This window comes from Streptomyces sp. NPDC093261 (genome assembly GCF_044753645.1).
Lineage (GTDB): Bacteria > Actinomycetota > Actinomycetes > Streptomycetales > Streptomycetaceae > Streptomyces.
In genome coordinates this window covers 83581-110441 of record NZ_JBIVNO010000006.1, presented here as the reverse complement: position 1 = coordinate 110441, position 26861 = coordinate 83581, and the positions used below count along the sequence as shown (strand labels likewise).

The following is a 26861-nucleotide window of genomic DNA, read 5'->3' as shown; positions in this document are numbered from 1 at the left end:
CAGCGGAGCGCCGTCGCCGACTGGGTGCCGACTGTCGTGTTCCCCGCTGTTCGCCGTAGTAGTGATTGACGTATCAGCCGGGAACTTGTAGCTATATTCCAAGCTCATCCCTAGCTACCGAATCCAGCAAACTTGTTCCACACGGACGCCGTTCAGCCCAACTCAGAATCCATCTACGCAACACCGATGCGATTACGGCGTGTTCGACAGGACTACGGAGGGCCGTTTCAATCATCTGTGCACGAACTTCTGGAATCTGTGTGTGATAAAGTGATTCGCCTGCTGGCCCGGTTACGGTCTCGGCCACCCAGACCCCCCGGGAAGTCAACTTGAAGGTGACGCCGATATCACGGCACCATTCGGTCGCTTCCCAGGTGGAGTCATCTTCCGGATTCCCAGAGAGGTTCAGAACGTCGGAGAGCAGTTCGTTACGCTCCTCGGTGTCTTTCGCTGCCCAGCAACGAAGACAGGATTCACCGAAACCTTGAATGGCGGGCGTCGCCGTACGTCGCATCTTTTCCATTAGTCGACGAGCCCTCGCACCTTCGGGAGTGGACTCGATACTCCAGGAGCGCAGAACATCCAATGCGGCAACTGCCGGCATGCCGGTCGATGAGATTGCCCTCTCGATTGCTTGGTAGACAATTGGCTTGCATCCCGGATCGACCTTTACGGAATCACTCAGGACCCGTGCAAGAGTAGAACCAATCCGGCCTCCAGGTGGGAGATCAAGAAGTTCCAGCGCTTGCTGCACAAGGAGCCTACGGAACTTCGGTGTCGCTGCCGCCACATCGTCGTCCAGAAGTTCCAAGGCGATCAGCGAACCAGGTTTCACTAGAAGAGACAGCTCATCCTCGATCTGGATTTCGCGAAGCAGGTTTATGAGGTTGTGTCTCTGACGGCCTTGGTGAAAGAACACGTTACCTGCTGCCAACAGCCATGTGTTGCGCCAATGCGCCGACCAAGCAATAATGCGTAGTCGCTCGCTGATATCAGTTGCTTGATCACGAGCGATTGCCTGGGCAGCCATGAACTCTTGCAGACTACGTACGTCAAAGCCGAATCCATCCCCCTGCGGGGCCAGCAATACAAGACGAGTTGTTGCCGCATTGACTAATTGGTCGACTAGCTTGCGAGAAGACTTTTCGTCGTCATAACCTGCGGATGAGAGGATCTGCTGAGCGACTTCCTGCAGTTGCTCGATGGGCATGGCAGCACCGTGCTCCCCTGCGTTCTCGGCGAGCACATGGAGTTGCAAACCAACCTGCTGATGGATTCTACCGATAGTCGTTCTGTGTTGATCGAGTAGACGTCCGACAGGGCCAGGCTTGCCAACCTCGCGATTGTAGATCGTTTCGTAATAAGCATCGAATAGCCTGTACCTCTCTTGTGGCACCCGTTCGCGACGCTCCAGAAGAACTGACATAATAGTCACTTGTAGCGGTGTCCGCATAAGGCGCGCTGTAATTTCTTCCGATGCCGCGCTTTGTAGGCGTGTGTATACCTGGCGTGCAGTCTCACTGTCTCCTGGGTATCGAGCGTGAGCAAGTAGCTCTGCGTAGGCGACAGCCTCGCCAGGCTCCAGTGGCTTCAAAGAGAGATGAGTATAAACCGAGTCGGAGAACTCCTGACGATAACCTTGAGGCCTGCTGGTGGCCACAACGAAGAGGTCTGAATCCAGCTGCCGAGCTTCCGTGTAGAAGTCGTCGAGCTTTGATATAACCGATTCCCGAGATGCGCTGGAGGCCACTTCGTCGAGGCCGTCCAACACGAGCAGCCATGGCCATTTGCCTAGCCACGCGCGAAGGTGGTTAGCGCTCACCTCGGGTGCGCTCTCGTTCATCCGCTGCGCGAGGTACTTCAAGATGCTGACGTTTTCGCCACCTGCGATCACGTCACTGTAATCAGCTAGATCGATTCGAGCTGGCCAGCGATGTTGAGCCGGTGCTGGGACGCCAATCTCTCCTAGGTGTGATTTCATTCTGCTCAACAGTTCTTGCTGTTCTCCGGAGAGTAAGGCTGGACTTTCGGCGAGGAAAGCTACGCGATATGCCTGGCAAATTAGTTGGCTTAGCGTAGTTTTTCCCTGCCCGGGCCCACCAAGGATGACGCAGTGTCTAGGGGATTCGTCGCCGCTGTAGCTTGGCCGAAGAATAGTGTTTCCTCGCTTAAGTACATACTCGGCAGTATTCACAATCTGCTGGTCGAACGGATCTAGATTATCGACATACGCCTTGAGGTCAATCGCGATATCTGAGAGATTCAGGCGCTGATTGTCGCCTTCTCCGGCCTGATGAAGTCGAACGTGCCGATCTGCCTTGAGTTGCATCACGCTATAGGTTGTGGCGCGTTCGGCGATTTCAATCGCGCCACTCCCTTCCAGCATTCTGTGCAGATGCGCTAGAACATCACCGGAAGTAATGAGTGCTTCATAGGGTTGGCGTACGGCTGGATAGTTGTCCAGGAGGGTATTGAGCTGGTCATAGTGCCATACTCGCCAGCCTCTGATTGGAAGCTTCAGCTTGGCGATCAGCGCGTCAATCTCCCGCTTCACCGTATCGATGCCGCCCACTTCTGCTACGGGGGAAAGTACAACGTTGGTTGCAAAAAGCACGTACCGTGGAATTTCGCGCGCCCGTGCACGTTTGGACTTGGGATTTGCCCATGTCGTGAGCTCTGCCTTTGCTTGAGCGAGAAACCAGGCAGTGTCGAGTTGTGTGCCTAGTGGCCTTGCGCGGAACTTGGCCTGCAGGACTCCGTAACCATCCCAATTGCCTTCTGACGCCGGTTCTGGGTACCTCATGCGCCCGCGGAACGCTGCCTCTCGGCCCCCGTCTGGCCCATCGCCGAAAACCTCGACGCCCGCGCCAAGTACACGTACTGCTAGCGCTTGAGTCAAATGTTCGAACTCTCGTGTGCCGAGACGAGTCAGGTCGTAGTCCACCTGCTACATCATCGTGGCGGTGACGCGGAGGATCAATAAGAAGAGTCAGAGAGGTATTGGCATGTAGCTGGCAGCCCGCTCGCGACTCATCTACTGCTGATGGTGTGCCCGACCTGTCCCAGCCCAACGACTTACTTCTCTGGCATCAGGCGACTGTTGGCTGTGGGGAGCGGCCCGGGCGCCGGCCGGGCTGGAGCGGGACGGAGGCAGGAGCGCAGGCCCGGCCGGGGGCCGGGCCGCGCGCGGTGAGCGGAGCGAGCCGCCTTGAACCAGTAGAGAAAGTTGTAACTCACTGGCTGGCAGGCTGGTTGTGCCACTGACGTTGATCGATTACGCCCGGGTCGTGGTCTTCTGTTTGAGGCGTTCGTAGGGTGTCTGGCCGCCGAGGCCGCCGTGGGGGCGATGGTAGTTGTAGTAGTCCTCCCACTCGCGCAGCTTGTCGTTGAAGACCTCGGCGTCGTCGATGATGACGCCGTCGAGGAGCTGGTAGAACTCCTCGGCGTCGATGCGGTGGGAGCGTTCGACCTTGCCGTTCAGCCGCGGGGTGCGGGGCTTGATGTAGGTGTGGGCGATGCCCTTGTCGAGCACGTGCCAGTGGAAGGCGGACTGGAACTCGGCGCCGTTGTCGGTCTGGATGACCTCGACCTGGAACGGCAGACGTTGCAGCACGTAGTCCAGGAACTGTATGGCGGTTTTCTGGTTCAGCTGCGGATAGATCCGCAAGACACGCAGGCGAGTGCAGTCGTCGATCGCGGTGAACTGGAAGTACTTGTTGCGGCCGCCGCGCCGTCCCTGGGGCATCGAGGCGAGCGGTTCGATGAACTTCACGTCGATCTGAACGCGGTGGCCGGGCAGTTGCTTCTCGTACCGCTTCCATCGGCGGTCGTGGCGCTTGTAGCGCTGGGAGGCCGGCAGGCGGCCCATGTCGAGGCGGTTGAGGATGCGCCAGACGCCGGACTTACTGATGGTGACGTCGTGGTACCGCTTGAGGTACATGGCGATCTTCTCGGGCCCGAAGTGGTAGTTCTGCCGCAGGTAGATGATCTTCCCGACCACCTCGACATGGGTCGCGTTCGGAGAGTTCTTCGGCGCCTTGGAGCGGGTGCGCAGACCCTCGACGCCCTCGGCCTGGTAGCGGCGGTACCACGTGTAGTACGCCTGCCGGCTGATCCCGAAGTACCGGCAGGACATGGCGACGTTCCCGCTGACCTCTTCGACGTGGCGTATGACGGCCAGGCGCCGCTTGGCCTCACGGTCAAGCGGCGGGCTGGTGGGGGTGGACTTCGGCATGTGGATCTCCGTAGTGATCGGAGACCCAGGTGTCAACGATGATCGTCAGTTTTATAGGGTGTCGCGGCAGACGGTCAGCGGGTGGAAGTCGCGGTATGAGGCTTCGGGTCTGGCCGGGTTGGCGGACCGCTCCCGTAGGCCGGCGTCGTGTCCGCATCAGGCCTCTGCCGAGGTGGAGGCGGCCGTGTGTGAGCTGCGACGCAAGCATCCGAAGTGGGGTCCGCGGCGGATCGCGCATGTGCTGGAGCGGTCCGGGACGGTGAGCGCGGTGCCGTCGCGGATGACCCCTGAGTTGGGAGGATGCCTTGATACCCGATCGAGGCGGTGGGAAGCTCTGCACATGTCGATCTTGGTTCGACCCGCCGAAGGTAGGGACGTGCCCGCTCTTGTCCGTCTGCGCGTCGCCAATGCCGAACGGCACAGCCAGCTCGCACCAGACACCTACCGGGTTCCCGATGCCGAAGCGGTGCGGAGGCACTTCGAGGAGTCGCTCGCGGACGGATCCAAGGTGCTGATCTCGGTCGCGGAGGCCGAGGACGAGGTAGTGGGAATGGCCGAGGTGGTCCTGCTGGCAGAGCCCCCAGATCACCAGATCCTGGTGCCCCGTCGCGGGGCCGAGATCCACACCGTGGTCTTGGACGGACATCGTGGCCGCGGCGTGGGAGCGGCTTTGGTCACGGCAGCGGAGCGAACTGCCGTGGACCGCGGTGTCTCGGTCATCTACGCCGGAATCTTCGCTCCGAACAAGGACGCCGTCGACTTCTACTCCGCGTCCGGTTTCGGACCACGCGGGATCTTGCTGAGCAGGGAGCTGGAGGTTCCCAGGGCTGGCTGACGTCCGCGCCCAAGGCAAAGGTTGCGTGATGCGGCACTAGTCGAGCCGGGCCAGCGGGGAGACCCGGAGTCGCCGCTGCCGTTGGACGGTGAAGTCCACCCGTGTCCTGGCCGCGGAGCTGTCCCGCCGCGCTACTGAAGGCCGAAGGGTTCTCCCTGCAGGGCACCTCGCGCACGACCGAGGGTGCCCGACACCCGGACCGGGAGGCACAGTTCCACTACAGCAACGACCAGGTCAAGACGTAATGCGGGGGTGGACGGCCACTCCCCGCCGTGCCCACGCGGGTCAGCCAACACTGCGGGCGACCCTATCGGCCGGGTTCTCGGCCCGGCGCATGGCGGCGAAAGAGGATACGAGCCCACGCTTCATCAGCGGGGCCAGCGGACGCTCCACGAAGCGGTGGATCAGCCACGCCGCCGCGAGCATGAGCGCGAGGACGACGGCCAACGTGGGGTAGGGCGACAGCCGACGACTGAGCCAGGTGATGACCTCGAAGCCGATCTCCTGATGAACCAGGTATAGCGGGTAGGTCAGAGCCCCGGCCGAAGCCACCCACCGCCAACGGATCCAGTTGAACGCGCCCAACGCGGTCGCCGCCATCACCACGAAGCACACCGTTACGACGAGCGCTGCCACATGCCACGACAACCGCTCTCTCGCACCGTACTCGTTGACCGTCATGATCAACGCGATCCGGTTCTGCGCCATCAGCCAGCAGAATCCCAGCATCCCCCACAGCAGCAGATTCTGCCCGAACCGGTATATCAGGAACAGAACCATCCCACCTATGAAGTACCAGGAGAACTGCGATTGAACCACGATGTCGAGCAGCGGCCAGTGCGCCTGCGGCGCGAGCAGCGACAAGAATCCCCACACGCCACAAAATGCCAGCACTCGGCGGTACGTCACGCCGAACCACACCACTACCCCGAACAGCACGTAGAACCGCAGTTCGGACCAGAGAGTCCAGTACACCGGATCGATGTCCGAGACACCCATCGGCGCGTGCGACATCGTCAGGTTGGTCAGCACCCGTGTCACGGTCGGCCTGGACGGGTCGTGACCCCAACGGTGCGGCGAGAAGTACAGTACGGCCGCTGTGAGCAGCACGCCCACCCAGTAGGCGGGGAAAAGCCGTATCACTCGGGAGGTCACGAAGTCCCCGGCCGACCGGCCCCAGCAGGACATGCAGATCACGAACCCACTGATCATGAAGAACAGTTCCACCCCTAGCCAGCCGTACGCCCCGATGGCATGCCCGACTGGCATCAACGCACCCGTGCGACCGTGCCACACTCCCGTGAACCGCTGAACTCCCAACCAGTGCCACGCCAGCACCGCGAGCGCCGCGATCAATCGCAACGCGTCCAGGAAGTACAACCGCCCCCTGTCCGGCGACGGCGTGGTCCCAGTCGCTGCCCGGGCTGGGGCCGGGGCAGCGGGAGCCTGGGTGGGGACATGATGAGCGGGCTGTGTGTGATCCGTCGTGGCATTCGACAATGTGCAGGCTTTCGTCACGGCCGGCCGCGCTGCCCTACACCATGGCCGCAGGCCCAGCCTTTACAGGAGGAACGGGACGTTCACGTTACTGACCTACGATAAGGAAATCGACAGCGGGCTCACAGTGTGCGCAGCGCTGCCACGTGTCCTGCGGCGGCAGCGCGAGCGCGTCCGTGACCGCGGCGGCCCATGCCCGTCGTCGCCCTGTCGATGGCTGAGCTCCTCGGGTGGTTGCTGCGCCTACGCGGGGGCAACCCGATGGACCACCTGCCGGACCTGGGCGATGTCTACGACGCCCTCCCGGGATCCCCTGACTGATCACGGTCATCCCGACAAGTCGAGCCAAGGTGGTGTCAACCTTCAGTTACTCAGGATTCTGCGGAGACTCGCCATAGGGGCGCGTCGTATCGCTCCGGTCGGCTGTTGATGAGGAGCTGGCGTAGGTCGTCGCGTTGTGTGCCGTTGAGGTTCAGGGCCTCGGTGATACGGCGGAACGTCGTGTGTGTGACTCCGCGGGCTCGGGCTTCGCCCTCGAACTGGTCGAGTTGGGCCAATGTCGCCTCCGGGTCCAGCTTCGTCGGCGGCTGCTCCTTGAGCCACAGGGCTTTGTTGCGCTCGTAGTCGATCTCCGAGTAGCCGGAGATCTCGCGGCTGTGCGCTTCGACTTCCTCCAGGGTCGCGGTCGCCATGATGGCCTGGGCGAGCTGGTTCCGGCTGACTGCCTCGTCCAGATCGACCTCGTGCACTGTCGGGCTCTCGTCCGTAAGCGGTACGGGGAGCCCTGCGTCTCGGATCTCGCAGGCGCCTCGGACGCCTCGGGCCGTCGCTGCGAGCACGCTGGTCGCCTCCGACGGGTGCCACTCCAGGACCGCGCTGATCGGCTCCACGTCCTTCGCGGTGAAGGTGTGAACGAGGGGGCCGAGCATGCCGCGCAGAGCTTCCAGTGGCAGCTCACCATCCAGGCCGGGACCCGCAACCAGGAGCCGGACCGGTGCGTTCACCTGGCAGCAAGCGGCGAGGGTGAGGGCATCGGCGAGCGGGCTCTTGAGTGTCGGCTCGTCGCCTCGAGCCAGGATGTCTCCGCCTACGTCCAGGAGATCGATCGACTGGGGAGTCAAGTGGTTCACCAGCTCTTCGAGTTGGCGGGTGATGCCCTCGGCGCCCTGGTGCGGGTCGATCAACGCGAAGGTGTGCGGGAGCTCTGTTGCGAGCCGGGGGAGGGTCGAGCCAGCAGGAGCGATCGGGCGGGCCTTCGCCGGCACTGCCCATACAGCGGGGGTCATCCGCTTCAGCCCGGTGAAGTCGGAGGCTCCCCGCGGACCCGGTATCGGGTCGATCAGCAGGCGGTCCCACGCGTACGCGAGGATCACCGCCTGGTCCTCGTTGCCGTAGAGGGCGGTGTGGAGCATGGCGGCGGCGACTGCGTCGCCCCCTCCTCCTGCTGCGACGATCAACCGCGTCATGCGCTCAGACTACGGGTTTACAGATTGGCCACTCAGCCTATAGTGGCTAGAGGCCATAGCCACTTTGCCTAGGAGGGTCGATGCCTCAGATTGAGGAGGCTCAGCCGAAGTACCTCCAGATCGCGCACCACATCCGGGATCAGATCCTTCGGGGTGATCTGAGGCCGGGGGATGAGGTTCCCTCGGAGCGGCAGCTCGCCGCTGACTGGAACGTGTCCCGGCCGACCGCCGCCCGGTCCCTGCAGGCGCTGAGCCATCAGGGCCTGGTCGAGAAGCGTCAGGGGTCGGGCACCTACGTGCGGAGCCTGGAGGTCAACCGGCGCGCACGCGAGCTGTACGGACGGGCCCGGCAGACCGGGAAGATCTACACGGCCGGGGAGTACGCCGTGATCACCTCGGCCGGATGGCTGGAGGCGCCGGATCACGTTGCTGAGGCGTTGGGCCTGGTCAAGGATCGTCGGGCCGTGCATCGCCGGCGCGTGACGAACAACCAGGACGGGCCTATCACCCTGTCGACCTCGTGGTTCGCCCCGGATGTCGGCCAGCGGGCTCCCAAGCTCATGGACCCTGAGCGGATCCAGGAGGGGACGCTGATGTATGTCGAGAGGATGACTGGGCGTCAAGGGAGCTATGCCGAGGACCGTATGTGCGCTCGGGCTGCTACCGATGAAGAGGCGGCCGACCTCGGGGTGGAGCCTGGGTCCGCGGTCCTGATCGTTCACCACGTCGTCTTCGACCTGCAGGATCGGCCGCTGGAGTTCGCCGAAGCCACCTATCCTCCGCACCGCTGGGCCTTCGAACAGGGCTATCCGCTCACCTGAGAGTGCGACAGTTGCGTCGAACCGCTTGCACTCCCAAAGTGGCTAATGCCACTATCCAGGAAGTGGCTAAGGCCACCTTGGATGGAAGGGGCACGACGTGACGAGTCGGCGGCCGGATGAGGAGGCTCGCTTAGCTTGCCGAGGATGCCGGGGGCGTGGCTGGAAGAGCGTCGGCTCCCGTACGGCGCTGGCGCTCTCCGTTGCCAACGACCGGCCCCGTGCCACGGCGAAGCGGCGCTGCCTCGACTGTGACGGCAGCGGCAAGGAGTGAGTGCACGGATGACCTTCGCAATCGATCGCTACTTCGGTCCCGGCTCAACGCGGCTCGGGGCAATGATCCTGCATCCGGCCCTGGAATCGGTGCCTCGCGCCCGGCGCTGGTTCCGAAGGTTCATCGCCCCGCATAACCCGATCTGCTCGGTCGACGACTGCACATTGATGATCTCGGAACTCGTGACCAACGCCGTCCTCTACGGTCGGTCGGATGAGCCGTGGTTGGTCCGTGTGGAGTGGTACCGAGAGGGGACCTCGCTGCGGGTGGAGGTACACAACCCGGGGTTCCCCGCCAACGTGCGCATGCGGCACCCGGAAGCGAACGACGCGCACGGGCGGGGGCTGCTCCTGGTCGACTCCATCGCCGACTCCTGGCACGCCGGCCCCAGTCGCCTCGGCGGAACGATGGTCTCCTTCGCCGTGGCCGATGCCTGGCCGCAGTGAGGGGATGCACCCCCGCTTCTACTGCCACAGTGGAAATGTCGCTAGTCTGGTTGACCAGTTGACTTGGCCAATACCGACAGGCGGCGCCCATGGCGTATGAAGTGGCGGCACCGAAGTACGTGCGCCTCGCGCAGACGATCCAGCGCCGTATCGAGGACGGTACCTACCCGCCGGGGACCCGGGTTCCGAGTGAGAACCAGCTGGTGCAGTCGTTCGGCATGTCCCGCCCCACTGTCGTCCGAGCCCTGGAACTGCTGAAGCGGGACGGATGGCTGGAGTCCCGGCAGGGGTACGGCACGATGGTCCGCGGCCGTCCGGAAGTCGTCGAGCAGAAGGACCGGCGGGGCCGTGAGGCTCTGGAGCGCGACGAGTCGCAAGCCCCTGGGCGTCTGGTCCAGGTCGAGCGCGTGCCCGTTCCGGCTCGCGTCGCGTCGGCACTCGGACTCCCGAAGCGAGCCGAGGTTCTGATGCGTCGTTTCCTCGTAGAGGAGGGTGGCGAACCGGTCGAGCTGGTCTCCTCCTACTTCCCCGCCGGCATGGCCGAGGGCACCGACCTGGAGGTCCCCGAGCCCCTGAACGGCGGTGTGAGGGAGTACCTGGAGGCGCGGAAGAAGGTTCGCTTCGACCACGTCACGGAGCGGGTCTCCGCTCGACTGCCCGAGAGCGATGAGGCCGCCCATCTGGCGCTACCGGACGGTCTTCCTGTTCTGAGCGTGCTGGTTGTGGCGTGTGACGCTTCAGGGCGAGCGTTGCAGGTCTCTGACGTGCTGCTTCCTGCTGATCGGCAGGAGCTTGAGGACACCTATCGCCTCAACTGACTAGGCCTATCGGGTGAGTTGGCTCTAGTTCTCACTTGACAAGTCAACCTGGCATCTTTAGTTTCGAACTTGCTAAGTCAACCTGTCAGGTGGCGGGTTGATCCACTCAGAAGGAGAGATCTCTGTGCGTGTAATCCGCGTTGACGCCTCGACCGCCACGATCCTGCTCACTGAAGCGCCCTCGCCGAAGGTGCGCGACCGGCAGACCGGTGAGATCGCCAAGGACACCGTGAGCGGTGAGGCGCTGATGACCGTCGGCGTCGTCTACATCGACGAGGGCGAGTCGTCCCTGATCCAGGTCACCGTCCCCGAGAGCGGCGTTACCGAGGGCCTGACCGTCGGGGCTCCGGTCGCGCTGCCGGGCCTGGTGGCTCGGCCGTGGCAGAGCGTCTTCAACGGCCAGCAGCGGCACGGCATCGCCTACCGGGCGACCGCCGTTGCTCCCGGTGCCTTCTCCGTCGCGCAGGCGGGCTGATAGCCGTGACGGACCTGGTGACGTTGGCCGAGCTGGGCGGGCCGCTTGCTGCGATAGGCGGAGCGGTCTATGCCCGGCACGCTCACCCGGCCGCGTACTGGCCCATCGTCGGGCTGCCGGTCTCGGCGGTCCGGCTGGTGGCCTCGTACTCCTCGACCATGGACGCGTGCGGACTGACGGTCGAGCCCTCCCGGTGGCGGGCCCTGGCCGTCAAGGCAGCCACCCGCCGCGAGATCCGGCCGGTACCGCCCCGCCGGGGAATCATCCGACCGACCACGACCGGACTGCGCATCCGGCTGCGGCTTGCCCCGGGCCAGGAGCCGGCGGACGTGGTGGCCTCGGCCGAACGGCTGCGGCACGCGTGGGGCGTTCACGCCGTCCACGTGAAGGACGTCAAACCCGGTGTCGTCGAACTGCGACTCGTCGGCTTCGATGTCCTCCGGAAGGTGCGCATGCCTCGTCGCACCGCCGGAGGGCCCCTTCGGGTGCCTGTGGCGTTACGGGAGGACGCGACCGCGTTCGTACGGGACTACCGGACCGTTCCGCATGAGCTGGTGCTCGGCGCCACGCTGTCCGGTAAGTCGATGTACTTACGGAACCTGCTCACGGCCCTCGCCGCTCAGCCGGTTGTCCTGGTCGGGATCGACTGCAAGCGCGGGGTCGAGCTGGCGCCGTTCGCCTCCCGGCTCTCCGCGCTGGCGACGGATCCGGAACAGGCGGCCGAGCTGCTTCCGGTGCTCGTGAAGGAGATGGAGGACCGATACGACCTGATCAAGGCCCGGCAAGGGATCGCTCCGGGGACCCCGGATGAGTTGATCACTTCGGATGTCTGGGGCCTGCCTGAAGACGAACGCCCGGCTCCCGTGGTGCTGTTCATCGACGAGGTGGCCGAGCTGTTCCTCGTCGCAACGAAGAAGGAGGAGGAACGGCGGGACGAGATGGTGACCCGGTTGATCCGGCTCGCTCAGCTCGGCCGGGCTGCCGGGATCTACCTGGAGGTCTGCGGGCAGCGCTTCGGCGCCGAGCTGGGCAAAGGGGCGACCATGCTCCGCGCGCAGCTCACCGGCCGCGTCTGCCACCGCGTGAACGATGAAGCCTCCGCCAAGATGGCGCTCGGTGACATCGCCCCGGAAGCGGCATTCGCCGCCTGTGCCATCGCCGCCGAGCTGCCCGGCCTGGCCGTCGTCGGCGACACCTCCGGCGGCTGGTCCCGCATCCGTACCCCGTACCTGTCCCTGGCCGATGCCGCGGCCATGTGCCGCGAGACAGCAGACCTGGCCCCGGACGTACCGGCGCTCACGCCCTTCCGCCCGTACGTCCCGCCTGTGCCGGTGAAGGAATCCGGCCCGGTGACGGCCCCACGTCCGGTTACCGAATAGCGCACCCAACCCCATGGCCGACGCGGCCGATCTGCGCCAAGTCCCTACCCCCTCCATGCCCGGAACCGGAAGGAGTCGCGCCGTGCGTGCCCTGCCCGTCCGCCTCGACGCAGTGCTCATCCAGGCGCTGATCGCCGCCGCGCTGTCCTTCGCCCACCTGCACGCCCTGGCCTCGGCCGCCGGACAGCACGGATGGAAGGCGTGGGCCTATCCGGTCTCCGTCGACCTGCTGCTGGTGGCGGCCTGGCGGCGGCTCCGCTCAGGTGGGGCGAAAGTAGCCGGGTGGTGCTGGTTCCTCGTCGCGCTGACGGCCTCGCTGGGCGCCAACATCGCCACTGCCGGACTGCTCGACCTGGCTGTCGTACCGGCCTGGCTCCGCATCCTCGTCGCCGGATGGCCAGCGGTCGCATTCCTCGGTGGGACCTTGCTCGCCCACGGGCCAACGCCACGTGAGCCAGAGGGTGAGCACCAATCGAGCCCGGAAGCGACGGCACCTGGAGCTTCCGCTACTACGCCCGAACTGGCCGCTGTGGAACCGACATCGACTCCGCGCTCGACCACTCACGTTCCGCCCGCTCTGGTCGCCCTCGCACGCAAGGTCGCCGACGAGCACCACAGCAGGACCGGAACGGCCATCGACACCCCGACCCTTCGCGCCCGGCTCGGCGTCCCCATGCCGCTGGCCGAGGCCATCGCCGCCCAACTCAGCTGACCTCGGAGGACCTTCCACCGTGCAACCGTCCACGCTCCGTGCGCTGAACCGCGCCGCCGAGCTGACCCGACAGAACCGCTTCACCGAAGCGGTGCTCATCGCCGAACCCGTGATTCTCGCCGCCGACAACGACGAAGGCGACGAGATCCGGCGCTGGCTGATCGACCACGTCACCGACTTCACCGGCGAGAACCGCCACGACTCGAAGGAGATCGCCTGATGCCCGCCAACCGCCGCTTCCGCAACGTCTTACGCATCGGCCCCGTGCAGGTCGGCACGTACTACGACGGCCGGGGTCGCGAGAAACACACCGCCGCGTGCACGGCACCCCGCTGCGGCTTCTCCACCGACTACGACAGCCGCCCCGCCGCCGAACTGGCTGCCCGCACCCACCGCTGCCCGGTCCGCTGAGGAGCAGCCGTGACCGTCTCCCTCCCGCTTGTCATCGTCCTGGGCGTCATCGCCTGGGCCGCGATCAAGTTCCTCGGCATCCGCTTGTGGGTGGCCGTGGTGATCGCCCTGTTCGGCTTCTGGCTCTCGCACACCTTCCTCGCCCCCGTCATCGAGTCCGGCACCCGCGGCGGTGTCGGAGTCGTCAACGGCACCCACGACTGACAAGGAGTCCCGACGTGTTCCGTCCCAAGCTCCCCGATCCCGCGCCCCTGCCCGCCAGCGTCACCACTCACCTGGCCACCAGCCAGGACCAAGACCCGGCCCCGTCCGCCGGCCTTCCGCTCGCCCCCTTCGTAGGGCTCGGAGTCGGCGTGGTCGGCGCTGTGGTCGTCGTCGGCGTCGTCCTCACCGCGCTCCTGGCGGCCGTCGCCATCTCGGCCGTGTCCGTGGCCATAGCCGCCGTAGTCCTGCGCTCCCTCATCAGCAACGCGCACAAGCACTGACCGGCCGCCGGGGCGGCAAACGCCGCCAAGCATCCCGCCGCCCCGGGGCCGTCCCTCCCAACCGTCCAAGCAGCCGAAAGGAACTGCCATCATCACCCGGCAGACTCCGCCCCCGCTGGCGGAACTCTCCATGTTGGCCTCTCTCGGCACCATGCCCGAGCTGGCCCGCCAACTGTCCGGCCTGGGCGGCTGCACCCGCCCCGTCCGACTCGACGGCCACCGCACCGAGTACGCGGTGGACACCACGACCGGCGAGATCGGCCGCATCCTGCACCACCTGGACTCGTCGGCCCTACCCGCCGGGCAACTCCTCGTCCGCTGCAACAACCGCCGCGCCACCCGCTGCGCGGCCTGCGCCGAGACATACCGCCGCGACACCTACCACCTGATCACCGCCGGCCTCCGCGGCGGCAAAGGCACCCCCGAACAGGTCGCCACACACCCGCGCGTCTTCGCCACCTTCACCGCCCCCAGCTTCGGCCCCGTCCACAACCGCCCCTCCAGCGGCCGGGCCTGCCGCTGCCGCATCCGTCACGAGGAGGATGACCCTGCGCTCGGCACGCCCCTGGACCCGGACACGTACGACTACGAGGCGGCCGTGCTGTGGAACGCCCACGCCGGAGCCCTGTGGCGGCGCTTCTCGATCTACCTCCGTCGGGAGGTCGCCAAGCGCGCCGGACTCACCCAGCGCGCGTTCCGGGACCACGCCCGGCTCTCCTTCGCGAAGGTCGCCGAGTACCAGAAGCGTGGCGCCGTCCACTTCCACGCCGTGATCCGCCTCGACGGGCCCGAAGGAGGAGACTCCTCGCCGTCGGCCTGGGCCACGGCCGAGCTACTGACCGACGCCATCCGGGCCGCTACCACCGCCGCGCAGGTCGACGGCCCGGTGATCGACGGCCGTGCGCACGCCTTCGCCTTCGGTCGTCAGCTGGATGTCCGGACCATCCGCTCGGCAGACTTCGGCGACGGCCAGGAGCTGACCGAGCGGGCCGTAGCGGCCTACATCGCCAAGTACGCCACGAAAGGAGCAGAGACAGCGACCGGCACACTCGACCGGCCGATCCGCTTCCTCGCCGAGCTGGCCCAAGTCCGGATCAGCGACCACGCCCGGCGGATGATCCGTACCGCCTGGACCCTGGGCGCACGACCCGAGCTGGCGCACCTCCGCCTCAGGGCCTGGGCCCACATGCTCGGCTTCCGCGGCCACTTCTCCACCAAGTCCCGCCGCTACTCCACCACCCTCGGAGCCCTCCGCGTCGCCCGCGCCGAATGGCGCCGCGCACAAGCAGCTCCGGCCGTCCCACGGGACGGCGAGACAACGCTCGTCCTCGCCCACTGGGTCTTCGCCGGCACCGGCCTGTCCTCCGCCGAAGCCTGGCTTGCCGCATCCCTCGAACCCGCTCCTGGAACGGAAGGAGAGCCCACATGGACAGTCGACGCGACGAGTTGATGACCGTGAGCCAGGTCCTCGATGAGCTGGGTGGTGTCTCTCGGCGGACCTTCTACCGGTGGCGCGAGCTGGGGCTTGGGCCGGCCGCGTTCAAGTTGCCCAACGGCGAGCTGCGAGTCTGGCGGAGCGACTTCAGCGCATGGCTGCGGCAGCTGGAGGCGGCGGCGTGAAGTCTCTCGATGTAAAGGTCTGGGGCGTCCGGAAGAGGAACACCAAGAAGTCGTCCTATGACGTCAGGTGGACGGTGGCTGGGAACGTCTTCTCCGAACAGTTCCGCACCAAGGGGCTGGCTGACCACTACCGATCCAAGCTCCTCCGAGCCACCCATACAGGGGAAGAGTTCGACACGGTAACCGGGCTGCCCGACTCGATGATCGAGAAGTCTCCCTCGATGACCTGGTACGCGTTCGCCTTGAAATACCTGGCCATGAAGTGGCCGCACGCGGCACCGAACACGCGCAACGGGATCAACGAAGCACTGACCGCCGTGACGGTGGCGCTTCTCGACGAGCGTCCGGGGCGGCCGACTGACGAGCTGCTGAGGAAGGCACTTCGCAACTGGGCCTATGTCCTTCCCAGCCCTGACGATCGCGAGTTGCCCACCGACATCGCAGACGCTTTGCACTGGGTGGCCAAGGCTTCGCGACCGCTTTCAGACCTTGCCGACGCAGCGATCGGCAGGGCGGTCCTGGACTCGTTGAAACTCAAGCTGGACGGAACGGCGGCCGCAGCGGAAACCGTACGGCGCAAGCGACGCACGCTCGTCAACGCGATGCATTACGCGGTGGACCTGGGAGAGTTCCAAGAGAACCCGATCACGGCGATTCGTTGGAAAAAGCCGAAGGTTGCCAACGAAGTCGATCCCCGCGTCGTGGCCAATCCGGAGCAGGCTCGCGCCCTGCTGACTGCGGTCTCTTACGTCGGTGGATATCGCCGTGCTCGCGGTCGTCGACTCGTCGGGTTGTTCGCCTGCATGTACTACGGCGCCTTACGCCCGGCCGAAGCGGTCGGCCTCACGAGGGCAGACCTGAAGCTGTCCGCGGACGGCTGGGGTACAGCGCTTCTGAACCGCACCCGCCCCAGCGTCGGCAAGCTGTGGACCGACTCCGGAGAGACGCATGACGACCGGGGACTCAAGAACCGACCCGTGGAGGAGGTCCGGCCAGTGCCGATCCCGCCCCAGCTCGTCGCGATCCTCCGGGAGCACTTGGCCACGTTTGGCGCCGCGGATGACGGGCGGCTGTTCATGAACGAGCGCGGGGGAGTGGTCGGCTCCTCCACGTACTACCGCGTGTGGCAGGAAGCGCGAGAGCTCGCCCTTCCGCCGGCCGCGGTCGCCTCGCCGCTTGCTGCCCGGCCGTACGACCTCCGACACTCAGCACTGTCGACGTGGCTCAACTCCGGGGTGGACCCGACTGAGGTCGCCGAACGTGCGGGCAACAGCGTTGAGGTCCTATTGAGCCGTTATGCCAAGTGCATCGATGGGCGGCAGGAGATCGCCAACCGCAAGATTGAAGAGTTGTTGCGCGAATACGAGTGATCACGCACACAAGGCGTCAGCCCCTAGCCCAAGGGCCGGGGGCTTCGTCGCGTCTCAGCCGCGTGCCGTCATTCGATGGTTGCTAGTTGCACCTGCTGCGTCGCTTTCCATTTCACCGATGGACGACCGCCTCAGCTGTCTCGTCCGATTCGCGGTCTACGAATGCGTTGCCGGGCCGTCGATCCTCACGGTATGGGGGTTTCTGCAAAGGTGCCGCGTCGCCTCAGGGGTGGTCAGTCCCGTTGCCCGTACTGCGGGCTGTTGGGGGACCGGGTGGCGACGCTTGAGCAGGATTGGGTGCTGCTGGAGCCGGACATGGCGCCGCTCGCCCACACAGTGCCGGCGGAGCATCGGTGGATCGAGCTGTCCGATGGCCGGGTGGCCGTCTACGGCGTGTGCCCGCCAGATCCGTTTCAGCGGTGCCGTATCGAACATCGGCTGGCGTGCTCGGCACAGCCACTGCCAGATCTTTGGCCGTGGCTGACGGTACTGCGAGACGAGAACGCGCGGCGAGCGGAGCGGCTGGCGGACCCGGAGCCGCCGGAGCCCCCGGAGGAGTGGCCGGACGTCGGGTAACCGACGGGACATCGCCAACCGCAAGATCGAAGAGCTGTTGCGCGAATACGAGTGAGCGCGTGCGTCGCTCGGCTCAAGGTCGCCGGACGATCCGGGGACCCTCGCCTTTTCGTGAGCTTCCCGAGGCCGATGCCAGAGGTGGTCGTCTACGCACCGACTCAGGTCATCCTGTGAGCTCCTGGCCACGTCAGCCCGATGGTCGTCCTGCGAGGGCCTCATGATGGACGGGCGCCGACCAGATGCCGACGAGAGGGGACCTGGCATGTTTGGACTGTTTGTGCGATTCACCTGCAAGGATGAAGCCGCGGCGGCCGCGTTCGATGGCCTGGTTGCACGGACTGGTGAGCAGATCCGGGCGAACGAACCTGGGACGGTGATTTACGCGGTGCACCGTGTTGATCGCCGTCCGCTGGAGCGTGTGTTTTACGAGCTCTATCGGGACAAGGCCGCTTTCGAAGAGCACGAGTCGAAGGACTACGTGCGTGCTTTCCTCTCAGAGCGGGACAAGTACCTCTCTGCCACGGAGGTTGATCGCTTGGACCTCGTCTCCGGCAAGGGCGTGGAGTGCTGACCGCTACTGATGGAAGAGCTGGTGCGCGAGTACGAGTGAGTACGTGTGTCGCTCGACTCAAGGTGCCTGGACGAGTCCGGGGACCTTCGCGTTGCTGTGGGCTCCCCAAGGTGCCTCTTGTGTTTGCCGGACTAGAAGGGCGGGACGGCACCTATTCGGGCAATTGGCAGAAGCTTGAAGTCCCCAATACCCAAAGGCACATCGTGCTATCTGCTGTTACAGTGCGCGCCATGTCGAACCGCTTGAAGCGCACCCTGGTGGCCGCCGCCAGAGGGGCCGCGATGGCCTTCCCGATCCTCGGGCTCCGGATGACTCAAGGTGCTTCGCCGGCTGCGGTGGCCCCATGGGCGGTCGGCTGGGCTGTGCTCTTCGTTGGGATCACCTGGTACACATGGTGGTTCTACGGTTACTCCCCGAAGGCCCTCGCGCTGCAGGCGAAGGCGGAAGCGAAGAGGGCCCGACGCCTCGGTCAGTGAGCCAGCCACAATCTGTCTGCCTGGCTGCCCAGTTGGCGTGACAGGGACGTCAAGTTCCAAGAACGGTCGCGCGAGTGCGAGTGAAGACAGTGCCGGGACCTTCCCCTGGCGACAGCAGGGAGCATTGCTTGTCGGCTGATCAGTCGCGGGCCGGGCGCGCCGCCGTCCTCGCCGTTTGAAAGGCTCCCTGCATGTGGCGTGAACTGATTCTTGAACTGGCACCTGACGCTGTTCTCGGCGCTCCTGCCGACGAGGTCGTCTTGGTCGCAACAGAGCAGCCTTTGGGCCAGCGGCTTCCCGCTGAACTTGTCGCGCTGCTCCGGGAGTGCAATGGCGTGACTCATGACGGGGTCGACGTGATCTGGAGCGCCGGGCAGGTCGCGAGGGACAACGCGGCGTTTCGAAGCGCTCCGGACTTCGCCGACCTGTACATGCCCGTCGAGCCGTTGATGTTCTTCGGTGACGACGCGGGTGGAGACCAGTTCTGCTTTGTTCGTACCCCAGAGCGGGGCGAGGTCTTCGTCTGGGATCACGAGACCGATAGCCGGTTCATGGTGGCGGGCGGTCTGCGCCAGTACCTGGAGCGGGCTCTGCGGGACAGCGGAGACTGGTACCGCTAGGCGCCAGGTCCATGGAATCGTCCGGGGCCCTCTTCAATCGTTGGGGCTGACCTGGGCAGATGCCCCAAGATCCTGTCCACGAATAGTCCACAGACCGTGTCCTAGGGCCGCTCAGGGTCGCACACGGCTGCACAAACACGAAGACCCCGGCCTCAGCGTTTCCGCTGGTGACGGGGTCTTTGGGCACCTCATGCAGGGTGCCCCCGGCAGGATTCGAACCTGCGCACACGGCTCCGGAGGCCGTTGCTCTATCCCCTGAGCTACGGGGGCGTGTCTCGCGGTGTTCGCGGCGACGGGTAGAACCCTACCAGCTCTTTCGGGGTCGTCATGAACGGTTTCCCCGGTGGTCCCGTCGAGCGGGGGTTCCCCCGGACGGGGTGGAAGTGGGGAAAACCCGGACGCGGCCGGTTGGGCCGACCTACTCTCGAGTTGTGCCAGGCGCGTCCGGCCGGGTTCTTGTTGTGGACGACAACAAGGTCATCCGGCAGCTGATCAGGGTCAATCTCGAGCTGGAGGGTCTCGAGGTCGTGACCGCGGCCGACGGTGCCGAGTGTCTGGACGTCGTCCATCAGGTGCGCCCCGATGTCGTCACCCTGGATGTCGTCATGCCGCGGCTCGACGGGTTGCGGACCGCCGCCCGGCTTCGTGCCGACCCCCGGACCCGGTTTCTGCCCGTCGCCATCATCAGCGCCTGTACCCAGCACGAGGTCGAGAGCGGCCTTGACGTCGGTGTCGACGCGTTCCTCGCCAAGCCCTTCGAGCCGTCCGAACTCGTGCAGCTCGTCAAGGAGCTGATGGATGGTCGCGGGCGGGGGAGTGGGGGCGCCATTGGTCACGCCGACCTCAGCGGCAACTTCAGCAACAGCAACAGCAACAGCAACAGCAACAGCACCGACAGCAGCGACAACGGCAACAGCCAGGTGGGGCCAGTGGGATCTCTGGGGCAATTGGGGTCCGGCGGCAGTTGAGTGGCGGCCGGGCGGTGCCGACTGCCGGGCAGGCCGTCGCCGCGCCCGGCGGTCCGGGACGCACCCCCGTCCACATCCCGGACCTCCGCCCAAACCCGTTCGCGTACCCACCCCCCTCCTCCCCTACCCTTGTCCCGTGACCCCCGCTGAGCTCTCCCGTACCGTGCTGTGCGCGGTGCGTCGTGCTGTGGAGGACGGGGAGCTGAGGGTGGCCGTCCCTGAGCGTGCCGTGGTCAGCCCGCCGGGGCCCGGAGGCCGTGGCGACTACGCCACCAACATCGCGCTCCGGTTGGCCCGTCCCGCCGGGCGGGCGCCCCTCGATGTCGCCGAGATCCTTCGACCCCTGATCCGGGAGGCCGCCGGGGTCGCCGACGTCGAGATCACCGGGCCGGGTTTTCTCAACATCCACCTCGAACGGGCCACCGCCACCGCCGCCCTCGTTCGGGAGATCCTCCAGCGGCCCCGCGATATCGCCGTGGGCGCCAACGCCGCCACGGTTATCAGCATCGGCAGCAGTGCCACGGCCGGCTCGGACAGTAACAACATCACTACCATCGGCAACAGAGGCAACAGGGGGAACAGCAGCAAGATCCCCACTGCCGGCAACAGCCGCAACATCGCCACCACCGGCAATGGCAACGCCGGCAACAGCCGCAACATCGCCACCGTCAGCCAAGACAACGGCACCCAAGACAACAGCCGCACCAACGGCAACCCATCCCCCGAAACCCACCCCCCCGGCACCGAAGCCACACCGCCAACCCCCTACGGCCACACCCCCACCCTCACCGGCCAGGTCATCCCCCTCCGGATCCCGTACGACATCCGCGCCGAGGTCGTCGCCGACACGCTGGTGCGGATCATTGCCACCCAGGGCGGCCGGGCCGAGGTGCAGCATGCGCGGGCCGGGGAAGCCGTCGATCTTCGGCCCGTTCCCGCGCCGGAGGATCCCGCGCCGCTCGGGCCCGACGCCGCCCGGTGGGCGCTGTTGCACCCCGCCGCGCACGACCGGCCGCGGATCACCGCCGATCATCTGCTGCAGCGAGAGAGCAATCCTCTCTTCCGTGTTCGCTACGCCCATGCGCGCGCCCGTGCCCTCGGCCGTAACGCCGGCCGCCTGGGGTTCGACGCGGTTCCCGGTGACGTAGCCGATGCGGCATCCCTGACGCGCGCCCTCGGTGCGTATCCGCACGCCCTCACCCAGGCGGCGGTCCACCGCGCGCCCGACCGGCTGGCCCGGCACCTCGTGGCCGTCGCCGACGGGCTGCTCGCCTTCCAGCACACCGTGCTTCCGCTCGGCGACGAGAAACCCTCGGCCGCCCACCGCGCCCGGCTCGCCCTCGCCGAAGCCGCCGGGACGGTGCTGGCCGGCGGCCTGTCCCTGCTCGGCATCAGCGCACCCGACTACCTCTGAGACCCCGAGAGAGCCCAGACCGACATGAGCCGTTCCGCACATCCCGCCGGGCCCCGCCACGCCGACGTCCTGCCCGAGGGCCACTACTCCGCGCCGCCCGCCGACCTCAACGCCCTCGACCCCAAGGTGTGGGCGCAGACCGTCACCCGTGACAGCCAGGGCGTTGTCACGATGGGCGGAATCGATGTGAAGACGCTTGCCGAGCAGTTCGGCACCCCCGCCTACTTCCTGGACGAGGCCGACTTCCGGGCCCGGGCGCGCGCCTGGCGCACCGCCTTCGGGCCGAACGCGGACGTGTTCTACGCGGGGAAGGCGTTTCTGTCCCGTGCCGTGGTGCGCTGGCTGCACGAGGAGGGGCTGAACCTGGACGTGTGCTCGGGGGGAGAGCTGGCCACCGCGCTCGCCGGGGGCATGCCCGCCGATCGCATCGCCTTCCACGGGAACAACAAGACCACCGAGGAGATCACGAGGGCCGTCGAGAGCGGGGTCGGGCGGATCGTGCTCGACTCCTTCCAGGAGATCGTGCGGGTCGCCCACATCGCCTCGTCCCTGGGCAGGCGGCAGCGGGTGCAGATCCGGGTCACCGTCGGCGTGGAGGCGCACACGCACGAGTTCATCGCCACCGCCCACGAGGACCAGAAGTTCGGGATCCCGCTGGCGGACGGCCAGGCCGCCGAGGCCGTACGCCGCGCGCTCCAGCTCGACGGGCTCGAGCTCATCGGCATCCACAGCCACATCGGATCGCAGATCTTCGACATGTCCGGCTTCGAGGTCGCCGCGCACCGGGTCGTGGGGCTCTTGAAGGACATCCGGGACGAGCACGGCATCGAGCTGCCCGAGATCGACCTCGGGGGCGGGCTCGGGATCGCGTACACGAGCGATGACGATCCCCGGGAGCCGCACGAGATCGCCAAGGCGCTGAGCGAGATAGTCTCCCGTGAGTGCGACGCCGCCCGGCTGCGGACGCCGCGGATCTCCGTCGAGCCCGGGCGCGCCATCGTCGGGCCGACCGCCTTCACGCTCTACGAGGTCGGCACGATCAAGCCGCTCGAAGGGCTGCGGACGTACGTCTCCGTCGACGGCGGCATGTCGGACAACATCCGCACCGCGCTCTACGACGCCGAGTACAGCGTCGCCCTGGTCTCCCGCACCTCCGACGCCCAGCCCATGCTGGCCCGGGTGGTCGGCAAGCACTGCGAGAGCGGGGACATCGTGGTGAAGGACGCCTTCCTGCCCGCCGATCTCGCGCCGGGTGACCTCATCGCCGTACCGGCCACGGGCGCGTACTGCCGCTCCATGGCCAGCAACTACAACCACGCGCTCCGCCCGCCCGTCGTCGCCGTGAACGACGGCGAGGCCCGGGTGATCGTCCGCCGGGAGACGGAGGAGGATCTGCTCCGTCTCGACGTCGGGTGACGACCGTCCCGGAGAGTCTGGGGCGGGGCCCGAGGACCGGCGGAAGATCTGCTGTCCTCCGCCGCTGACGAGATGAAATCGATGTCTCACGATCCGGACCAAGGGCGGAAAGCCTCGTCCGGTGAGTGAGACTGGATCCACCGTAGACCGCATGAGGAAACGAGGTCGGATGATGCGTACGCGTCCGCTGAAGGTGGCGCTGCTGGGCTGTGGGGTTGTCGGCTCAGAGGTGGCGCGCATCATGACGACGCACGCCGACGACCTCGCGGCCCGGATCGGGGCCCCCGTCGAGCTGGCGGGGGTCGCGGTCCGCAGGGCCGCCAAGGTGCGCGAGGGCATCCCCGCCGATCTCGTCACCACCGACGCCACCGCCCTCGTCAAACGGGGCGACCTCGATGTCGTCGTCGAGGTCATCGGGGGGATCGAGCCCGCCCGGACCCTCATCACCACCGCCTTCGAGCACGGCGCGTCGGTCGTGTCGGCGAACAAGGCACTGCTCGCCCAGGACGGGGCGGCCCTGCACGCGGCGGCGGAGGAGCACGGCCGCGACCTGTACTACGAGGCGGCCGTCGCCGGCGCGATCCCGCTGATCCGGCCGCTGCGCGAGTCCCTCGCCGGTGACAAGGTCAACCGGGTGCTGGGCATCGTCAACGGGACGACCAACTTCATCCTCGACAAGATGGACTCCACGGGGGCCGGGTATCAGGAGGCCCTGGACGAGGCCACCGCCCTCGGGTACGCGGAGGCCGACCCCACCGCCGACGTCGAGGGGTTCGACGCGGCCGCCAAGGCCGCCATCCTCGCCGGGATCGCCTTCCACACGCGCGTGCGCCTCGACGACGTCTACCGCGAGGGCATGACCGAGGTCACCGCCGCCGACTTCGCCTCGGCGAAGGAGATGGGCTGCACCATCAAGCTGCTCGCCATCTGCGAGCGGGCCGCGGACGGGGGCTCGGTCACCGCGCGCGTGCACCCCGCCATGATTCCGCTGACCCACCCGCTCGCCTCCGTGCGCGGTGCGTACAACGCCGTCTTCGTGGAGTCGGACGCCGCGGGTCAGCTCATGTTCTACGGCCCCGGCGCGGGCGGTGCGCCGACCGCCTCCGCCGTGCTCGGCGATCTGGTGGCCGTGTGCCGCAACCGGCTCAGCGAGGCCACCGGGCCCGGCGAGTCCGCCTACGCCGCCCTGCCCGTGTCGCCGATGGGCGATGTCGTCACGCGCTACCACATCAGCCTTGACGTCGCCGACAAACCGGGTGTTCTCGCCCAGGTCGCGACCGTCTTCGCCGAGCATGACGTGTCGATCGACACGGTTCGCCAGCAGGGCCGGAATCCAGGTGGCGGCGACGCGGTCGCCATCGATCAGGGTGGTGGCGGGCGCCGTGAGGGCGGGGAGGCCTCCCTCGTCGTCGTCACCCATCGGGCGTCCGACGCCTCCCTCAGCGGGACCGTCGAGGCGCTGCGCAAGCTCGACACCGTGCGGGGTGTCGCCAGCATCATGCGGGTTGAAGGAGAGTAACGAGCAATGACCCACCAGTGGCGCGGAATCATCGAGGAGTACCGGGAGCGGCTGCCGGTGTCGGACAGCACGCCGGTCATCACGCTCCGTGAGGGTGGTACGCCGCTCGTGCCCGCTCAGGTGCTCTCCGAGCGCACGGGCTGTGAGGTCCACCTCAAGGTGGAGGGTGCCAACCCCACCGGGTCCTTCAAGGACCGCGGTATGACCATGGCCATCAGCAAGGCCAAGGAGGAGGGCGCCAAGGCGGTCATCTGCGCCTCCACCGGCAACACGTCAGCCTCCGCCGCCGCCTACGCCGTACGCGCCGGGATGGTGTCGGCCGTGCTGGTGCCGCAGGGCAAGATCGCGCTCGGCAAGATGGGGCAGGCCCTGGTGCACGGGGCGAAGATCCTCCAGGTCGACGGCAACTTCGACGACTGCCTCACCCTCGCGCGGGAGCTGTCCGACAACTACCCGGTGGCGCTGGTCAATTCGGTCAACCCGGTGCGTATCGAGGGCCAGAAGACGGCGGCCTTCGAGATCGTGGACATGCTCGGGGACGCCCCCGACATCCATGTCCTGCCGGTCGGCAACGCCGGCAACATCACGGCCTACTGGAAGGGCTACCGGGAGTACGCCGCCGACGGCGTCGCCGGCCGCACCCCGCGCATGTGGGGCTTCCAGGCGTCCGGTTCGGCCCCGATCGTGCGCGGCGAGGTCGTCAAGGACCCCTCGACCATCGCCACCGCGATCCGCATCGGCAACCCCGCGTCCTGGCAGTACGCGCTCGCGGCGCGGGACGAGTCGGGCGGCGCCATCGACGAGGTGACGGACCGTGAGATCCTGCGCGCCTACCGGCTGTTGGCCGCGCAGGAGGGCGTGTTCGTGGAGCCCGCGTCCGCCGCGTCGGTGGCCGGTCTGCTGAAGGCCGCCGAGCAGGGCACGGTCGACCGCGGCCAGCGGATCGTGTGCACGGTCACCGGCAACGGGCTCAAGGACCCCGACTGGGCCGTCGCCGGCGCCCCGCAGCCCGTCACGGTCCCGGTCGACGCGGCGACGGCGGCCGAACGGCTCGGACTCGCGTAACCCGGGCGCCCTGAGGGGACAGCTCCACGAGAACAGCCGGCAGAGGGAGCACAGGGGGCTTACGACACGCATCGTGCGCCTCCTGTGCGCCCTATGTCGCCACAGAACCTTCCTTCGATAGGCTGTACTGAACCCGCCCGCCGCATATGCCGCGGTGCCGCGCCGTCCCTGCGGCCTCCGGGTCTTCCGTACGCATCGAATTCATTCGACCATCACGCAGCTCAAGGAGAGTCATCGAGCGATGGCCGGTCCAGCGTTCCGCGCCGCCGCCGTCCGGGTGCGCGTCCCCGCCACCAGCGCCAACCTCGGCCCGGGCTTCGACGCCCTCGGCCTCGCGCTGGGGCTCTACGACGACGTCGTCGTCCGGGTGGCCGACACCGGGCTGAACATCGACATCGCGGGCGAGGGCAGCGAGACGCTCCCGCGGGACGAGAGCCATCTGCTCGTACGGTCCCTGCGCGCCGCCTTCGACATCCTCGGCGGGCAGCCCCGCGGCCTGGAAATCGTCTGCGCCAACCGCATTCCGCACGGCCGTGGCCTCGGCTCCTCCTCCGCCGCCATCTGCGCCGGCATCGTCGCCGCCCGCGCCGTGACCATAGGCGGCGACAGCCGGCTCGACGACACCGCGCTGCTGGAACTCGCCACCGAGATCGAGGGGCACCCGGACAACGTCGCGGCCTGTCTCCTCGGCGGTTTCACCCTGTCCTGGATGGAGCGCGGCGGCGCCCGGGCGATCCGCCTGGACCCCGCAGATTCCATCGTTCCGGTGGTTTTCGTGCCTGGAAAGCCGGTCCTGACCCAGACGGCGCGCGGACTGCTCCCGCGCAGCGTGCCGCATGTCGACGCGGCGGCCAACGCCGGCCGCGCCGCCCTGCTCGTCGAGGCGCTCACGAGGCGCCCCGAACTGCTGCTGCCCGCCACCGAGGACCGGCTCCACCAGGAGTACCGCGCCCCGGCGATGCCCGACAGCGCAGCGCTCGTGGAGCGGCTGCGGGCGGACGGCATCCCCGCGGTGATCTCGGGCGCGGGCCCCACCGTCCTGGCGCTGGCCGACGACGCGAGCGCCGACAAGGTGGCCGACCTGGCGGGCGAGGGCTGGGCCGCCAACCGGCTGGAGCTGGACAGCCAGGGAGCGAGCGTGCTGCCGCTTGCGTCCTGACACACGTTCGCCGGATTTCGAGAGGGGGAATGTTTGTTGGATCCGGTAGTGTTAACCTCAAGTCTGCACCCGACCCAGCCATGGCGAGGTGCTTCGTGTCCCCGTCCGGGACAACCCTTCTTCCGGGAGCTTCCCAAACCGCACTGTGTTCCGTATCACGTACGTGAGCGGTATGTCGTACGCGAACACTGAGCTGTTTGCCGAGCACGCTCCGGAATCGGCGTGACCGAGCCGCGT

General features: G+C 66.8%; 29 protein-coding genes, 1 tRNA gene and 2 pseudogenes. 27 read left to right on the top strand and 5 right to left on the bottom strand.

Going from position 1 to position 26861, the window contains the following annotated elements; all coding sequences use genetic code 11:
* Nucleotides 1-91: 91 nt before the first annotated feature.
* Together ACIP94_RS15970 and ACIP94_RS15965 are read right to left on the bottom strand one after the other, a co-directional pair.
* On the bottom strand, nt 92-2944 hold the full coding sequence (locus ACIP94_RS15970; RefSeq protein WP_402425248.1) for an NACHT domain-containing protein: 2853 nt from the start codon (nt 2942-2944) through the stop codon (nt 92-94).
* A 330-nt stretch (nt 2945-3274) separates the two neighbouring features.
* On the bottom strand, nt 3275-4234 hold the full coding sequence (locus ACIP94_RS15965) for an IS481 family transposase (RefSeq protein WP_402425245.1): 960 nt from the start codon (nt 4232-4234) through the stop codon (nt 3275-3277).
* Nucleotides 4235-4286: 52 nt separating this feature from the next.
* Here ACIP94_RS15965 and ACIP94_RS15960 point away from each other — a divergent pair.
* The 3 genes and pseudogenes from ACIP94_RS15960 to ACIP94_RS15950 form a co-directional block, all read left to right on the top strand.
* A pseudogene (locus ACIP94_RS15960) lies at nt 4287-4520 on the top strand (helix-turn-helix domain-containing protein); the annotation flags it as partial.
* 90 nt (nt 4521-4610) lie between these two features.
* Nucleotides 4611-5069: a GNAT family N-acetyltransferase gene (locus tag ACIP94_RS15955; RefSeq protein ID WP_402425705.1), complete on the top strand. Its 459-nt coding sequence runs from the start codon at nt 4611-4613 to the stop codon at nt 5067-5069.
* Nucleotides 5070-5102: 33 nt separating this feature from the next.
* Nucleotides 5103-5305: pseudogene (locus ACIP94_RS15950) on the top strand (ISAzo13 family transposase); the annotation flags it as partial.
* A 49-nt stretch (nt 5306-5354) separates the two neighbouring features.
* Here ACIP94_RS15950 and ACIP94_RS15945 read toward each other — a convergent pair.
* Nucleotides 5355-6449: an acyltransferase family protein gene (locus ACIP94_RS15945; protein ID WP_402425242.1), complete on the bottom strand. Its 1095-nt coding sequence runs from the start codon at nt 6447-6449 to the stop codon at nt 5355-5357.
* A gap of 309 nt (nt 6450-6758) precedes the next feature.
* Between ACIP94_RS15945 and ACIP94_RS15940 the strand changes: the two genes are divergently transcribed.
* Nucleotides 6759-6887: a hypothetical protein gene (locus tag ACIP94_RS15940; protein WP_402425239.1), complete on the top strand. Its 129-nt coding sequence runs from the start codon at nt 6759-6761 to the stop codon at nt 6885-6887.
* Between the two features lie 50 nt (nt 6888-6937).
* On the opposite strand, the gene ACIP94_RS15935 is transcribed toward ACIP94_RS15940, so the two are convergent.
* Complete coding sequence (locus ACIP94_RS15935; protein ID WP_402425236.1) at nt 6938-8032, bottom strand: DUF1152 domain-containing protein; 1095 nt, start codon at nt 8030-8032, stop codon at nt 6938-6940.
* Nucleotides 8033-8112: 80 nt separating this feature from the next.
* Between ACIP94_RS15935 and ACIP94_RS15930 the strand changes: the two genes are divergently transcribed.
* From ACIP94_RS15930 to ACIP94_RS15850, 17 genes are all read left to right on the top strand, one after another.
* Nucleotides 8113-8853: a GntR family transcriptional regulator gene (locus ACIP94_RS15930; RefSeq protein ID WP_402425233.1), complete on the top strand. Its 741-nt coding sequence runs from the start codon at nt 8113-8115 to the stop codon at nt 8851-8853.
* 279 nt (nt 8854-9132) lie between these two features.
* Nucleotides 9133-9570: an ATP-binding protein gene (locus ACIP94_RS15925; protein ID WP_402425230.1), complete on the top strand. Its 438-nt coding sequence runs from the start codon at nt 9133-9135 to the stop codon at nt 9568-9570.
* 89 nt (nt 9571-9659) lie between these two features.
* Nucleotides 9660-10388, top strand: a complete 729-nt coding sequence (locus ACIP94_RS15920; protein WP_402425227.1) for a GntR family transcriptional regulator — start codon at nt 9660-9662, stop codon at nt 10386-10388.
* A gap of 124 nt (nt 10389-10512) precedes the next feature.
* The gene (locus tag ACIP94_RS15915; protein ID WP_402425224.1) at nt 10513-10863 is read left to right on the top strand and encodes a hypothetical protein; all 351 of its coding nucleotides are present in this window, start codon (nt 10513-10515) and stop codon (nt 10861-10863) included.
* A gap of 5 nt (nt 10864-10868) precedes the next feature.
* Nucleotides 10869-12242: an FtsK/SpoIIIE domain-containing protein gene (locus ACIP94_RS15910; RefSeq protein WP_402425221.1), complete on the top strand. Its 1374-nt coding sequence runs from the start codon at nt 10869-10871 to the stop codon at nt 12240-12242.
* Between the two features lie 82 nt (nt 12243-12324).
* Entirely contained in the window at nt 12325-12954 is a 630-nt protein-coding gene (locus ACIP94_RS15905; RefSeq protein ID WP_402425218.1) for a DUF2637 domain-containing protein, read from the top strand.
* Between the two features lie 19 nt (nt 12955-12973).
* On the top strand, nt 12974-13174 hold the full coding sequence (locus ACIP94_RS15900) for a hypothetical protein (protein ID WP_402425215.1): 201 nt from the start codon (nt 12974-12976) through the stop codon (nt 13172-13174).
* The gene (locus ACIP94_RS15895; RefSeq protein ID WP_402425212.1) at nt 13174-13365 is read left to right on the top strand and encodes a mobile element transfer protein; all 192 of its coding nucleotides are present in this window, start codon (nt 13174-13176) and stop codon (nt 13363-13365) included. The genes ACIP94_RS15900 and ACIP94_RS15895 overlap by 1 nt, the downstream gene beginning before the upstream one ends.
* Nucleotides 13366-13374: 9 nt before the next feature.
* Nucleotides 13375-13569, top strand: a complete 195-nt coding sequence (locus ACIP94_RS15890) for a hypothetical protein (protein ID WP_361772238.1) — start codon at nt 13375-13377, stop codon at nt 13567-13569.
* A gap of 14 nt (nt 13570-13583) precedes the next feature.
* Complete coding sequence (locus tag ACIP94_RS15885; RefSeq protein WP_402425209.1) at nt 13584-13850, top strand: SpdD protein; 267 nt, start codon at nt 13584-13586, stop codon at nt 13848-13850.
* 130 nt (nt 13851-13980) lie between these two features.
* On the top strand, nt 13981-15300 hold the full coding sequence (locus tag ACIP94_RS15880) for a replication initiator (RefSeq protein ID WP_402425206.1): 1320 nt from the start codon (nt 13981-13983) through the stop codon (nt 15298-15300).
* A complete protein-coding gene (locus ACIP94_RS15875; RefSeq protein WP_402425204.1) occupies nt 15276-15470 on the top strand; it encodes a helix-turn-helix transcriptional regulator in 195 nt (64 codons plus the stop codon). Before ACIP94_RS15880 ends, ACIP94_RS15875 begins: the two co-directional genes overlap by 25 nt.
* Nucleotides 15467-16840 carry a tyrosine-type recombinase/integrase gene (locus ACIP94_RS15870; RefSeq protein WP_402425201.1) on the top strand — a complete coding sequence of 458 codons (1374 nt, stop codon included), beginning with the start codon at nt 15467-15469 and terminating at the stop codon, nt 16838-16840. The genes ACIP94_RS15875 and ACIP94_RS15870 overlap by 4 nt, the downstream gene beginning before the upstream one ends.
* Nucleotides 16841-16915: 75 nt before the next feature.
* Entirely contained in the window at nt 16916-17416 is a 501-nt protein-coding gene (locus ACIP94_RS15865) for a DUF6083 domain-containing protein (protein WP_402425198.1), read from the top strand.
* Nucleotides 17417-17678: 262 nt separating this feature from the next.
* The gene (locus tag ACIP94_RS15860) at nt 17679-17987 is read left to right on the top strand and encodes a putative quinol monooxygenase (RefSeq protein ID WP_402425196.1); all 309 of its coding nucleotides are present in this window, start codon (nt 17679-17681) and stop codon (nt 17985-17987) included.
* Between the two features lie 230 nt (nt 17988-18217).
* Entirely contained in the window at nt 18218-18463 is a 246-nt protein-coding gene (locus tag ACIP94_RS15855; protein ID WP_402425193.1) for a hypothetical protein, read from the top strand.
* A 191-nt stretch (nt 18464-18654) separates the two neighbouring features.
* Nucleotides 18655-19083: an SMI1/KNR4 family protein gene (locus ACIP94_RS15850; RefSeq protein ID WP_402425190.1), complete on the top strand. Its 429-nt coding sequence runs from the start codon at nt 18655-18657 to the stop codon at nt 19081-19083.
* Between the two features lie 198 nt (nt 19084-19281).
* On the opposite strand, the gene ACIP94_RS15845 is transcribed toward ACIP94_RS15850, so the two are convergent.
* Nucleotides 19282-19353, bottom strand: a tRNA-Arg gene (locus ACIP94_RS15845).
* A 107-nt stretch (nt 19354-19460) separates the two neighbouring features.
* Between ACIP94_RS15845 and ACIP94_RS15840 the strand changes: the two genes are divergently transcribed.
* The 6 genes from ACIP94_RS15840 (at nt 19461) to thrB (ending at nt 26624) form a co-directional block, all read left to right on the top strand.
* Nucleotides 19461-20051 (top strand): response regulator, encoded by a 591-nt coding sequence (locus ACIP94_RS15840; protein ID WP_402425187.1) that lies wholly within the window; start codon nt 19461-19463, stop codon nt 20049-20051.
* A 136-nt stretch (nt 20052-20187) separates the two neighbouring features.
* Nucleotides 20188-21465 (top strand): ArgS-related anticodon-binding protein NrtL, encoded by a 1278-nt coding sequence (gene nrtL, locus ACIP94_RS15835; RefSeq protein WP_402425184.1) that lies wholly within the window; start codon nt 20188-20190, stop codon nt 21463-21465.
* A 24-nt stretch (nt 21466-21489) separates the two neighbouring features.
* A complete protein-coding gene (gene lysA / locus ACIP94_RS15830) occupies nt 21490-22881 on the top strand; it encodes a diaminopimelate decarboxylase (RefSeq protein ID WP_402425181.1) in 1392 nt (463 codons plus the stop codon).
* A gap of 172 nt (nt 22882-23053) precedes the next feature.
* Entirely contained in the window at nt 23054-24400 is a 1347-nt protein-coding gene (locus tag ACIP94_RS15825) for a homoserine dehydrogenase (protein WP_402425703.1), read from the top strand.
* A 6-nt stretch (nt 24401-24406) separates the two neighbouring features.
* Complete coding sequence (gene thrC, locus ACIP94_RS15820; RefSeq protein WP_402425179.1) at nt 24407-25465, top strand: threonine synthase; 1059 nt, start codon at nt 24407-24409, stop codon at nt 25463-25465.
* 241 nt (nt 25466-25706) lie between these two features.
* Entirely contained in the window at nt 25707-26624 is a 918-nt protein-coding gene (gene thrB, locus ACIP94_RS15815) for a homoserine kinase (RefSeq protein ID WP_402425176.1), read from the top strand.
* The last annotated feature ends 237 nt before the right edge of the window (nt 26625-26861 follow it).

Coding starts and splice junctions, on each gene's coding strand:
- thrB (WP_402425176.1), top strand. CDS start 25,707: ATGGCCGGTCCAGCGTTCCGCGCCGCCGCCGTCCGGGTGCGCGTCCCC.
- ACIP94_RS15855 (WP_402425193.1), top strand. CDS start 18,218: ATGTCGAACCGCTTGAAGCGCACCCTGGTGGCCGCCGCCAGAGGGGCC.
- ACIP94_RS15895 (WP_402425212.1), top strand. CDS start 13,174: ATGCCCGCCAACCGCCGCTTCCGCAACGTCTTACGCATCGGCCCCGTG.
- ACIP94_RS15920 (WP_402425227.1), top strand. CDS start 9,660: ATGGCGTATGAAGTGGCGGCACCGAAGTACGTGCGCCTCGCGCAGACG.
- ACIP94_RS15925 (WP_402425230.1), top strand. CDS start 9,133: ATGACCTTCGCAATCGATCGCTACTTCGGTCCCGGCTCAACGCGGCTC.
- thrC (WP_402425179.1), top strand. CDS start 24,407: ATGACCCACCAGTGGCGCGGAATCATCGAGGAGTACCGGGAGCGGCTG.
- lysA (WP_402425181.1), top strand. CDS start 21,490: ATGAGCCGTTCCGCACATCCCGCCGGGCCCCGCCACGCCGACGTCCTG.
- ACIP94_RS15935 (WP_402425236.1), bottom strand. CDS start 8,032: ATGACGCGGTTGATCGTCGCAGCAGGAGGAGGGGGCGACGCAGTCGCC.
- ACIP94_RS15865 (WP_402425198.1), top strand. CDS start 16,916: ATGGTTGCTAGTTGCACCTGCTGCGTCGCTTTCCATTTCACCGATGGA.
- ACIP94_RS15930 (WP_402425233.1), top strand. CDS start 8,113: ATGCCTCAGATTGAGGAGGCTCAGCCGAAGTACCTCCAGATCGCGCAC.
- ACIP94_RS15965 (WP_402425245.1), bottom strand. CDS start 4,234: ATGCCGAAGTCCACCCCCACCAGCCCGCCGCTTGACCGTGAGGCCAAG.
- ACIP94_RS15825 (WP_402425703.1), top strand. CDS start 23,054: ATGCGTACGCGTCCGCTGAAGGTGGCGCTGCTGGGCTGTGGGGTTGTC.
- ACIP94_RS15850 (WP_402425190.1), top strand. CDS start 18,655: ATGTGGCGTGAACTGATTCTTGAACTGGCACCTGACGCTGTTCTCGGC.
- ACIP94_RS15880 (WP_402425206.1), top strand. CDS start 13,981: ATGTTGGCCTCTCTCGGCACCATGCCCGAGCTGGCCCGCCAACTGTCC.
- ACIP94_RS15875 (WP_402425204.1), top strand. CDS start 15,276: ATGGACAGTCGACGCGACGAGTTGATGACCGTGAGCCAGGTCCTCGAT.
- ACIP94_RS15860 (WP_402425196.1), top strand. CDS start 17,679: ATGTTTGGACTGTTTGTGCGATTCACCTGCAAGGATGAAGCCGCGGCG.
- ACIP94_RS15940 (WP_402425239.1), top strand. CDS start 6,759: ATGCCCGTCGTCGCCCTGTCGATGGCTGAGCTCCTCGGGTGGTTGCTG.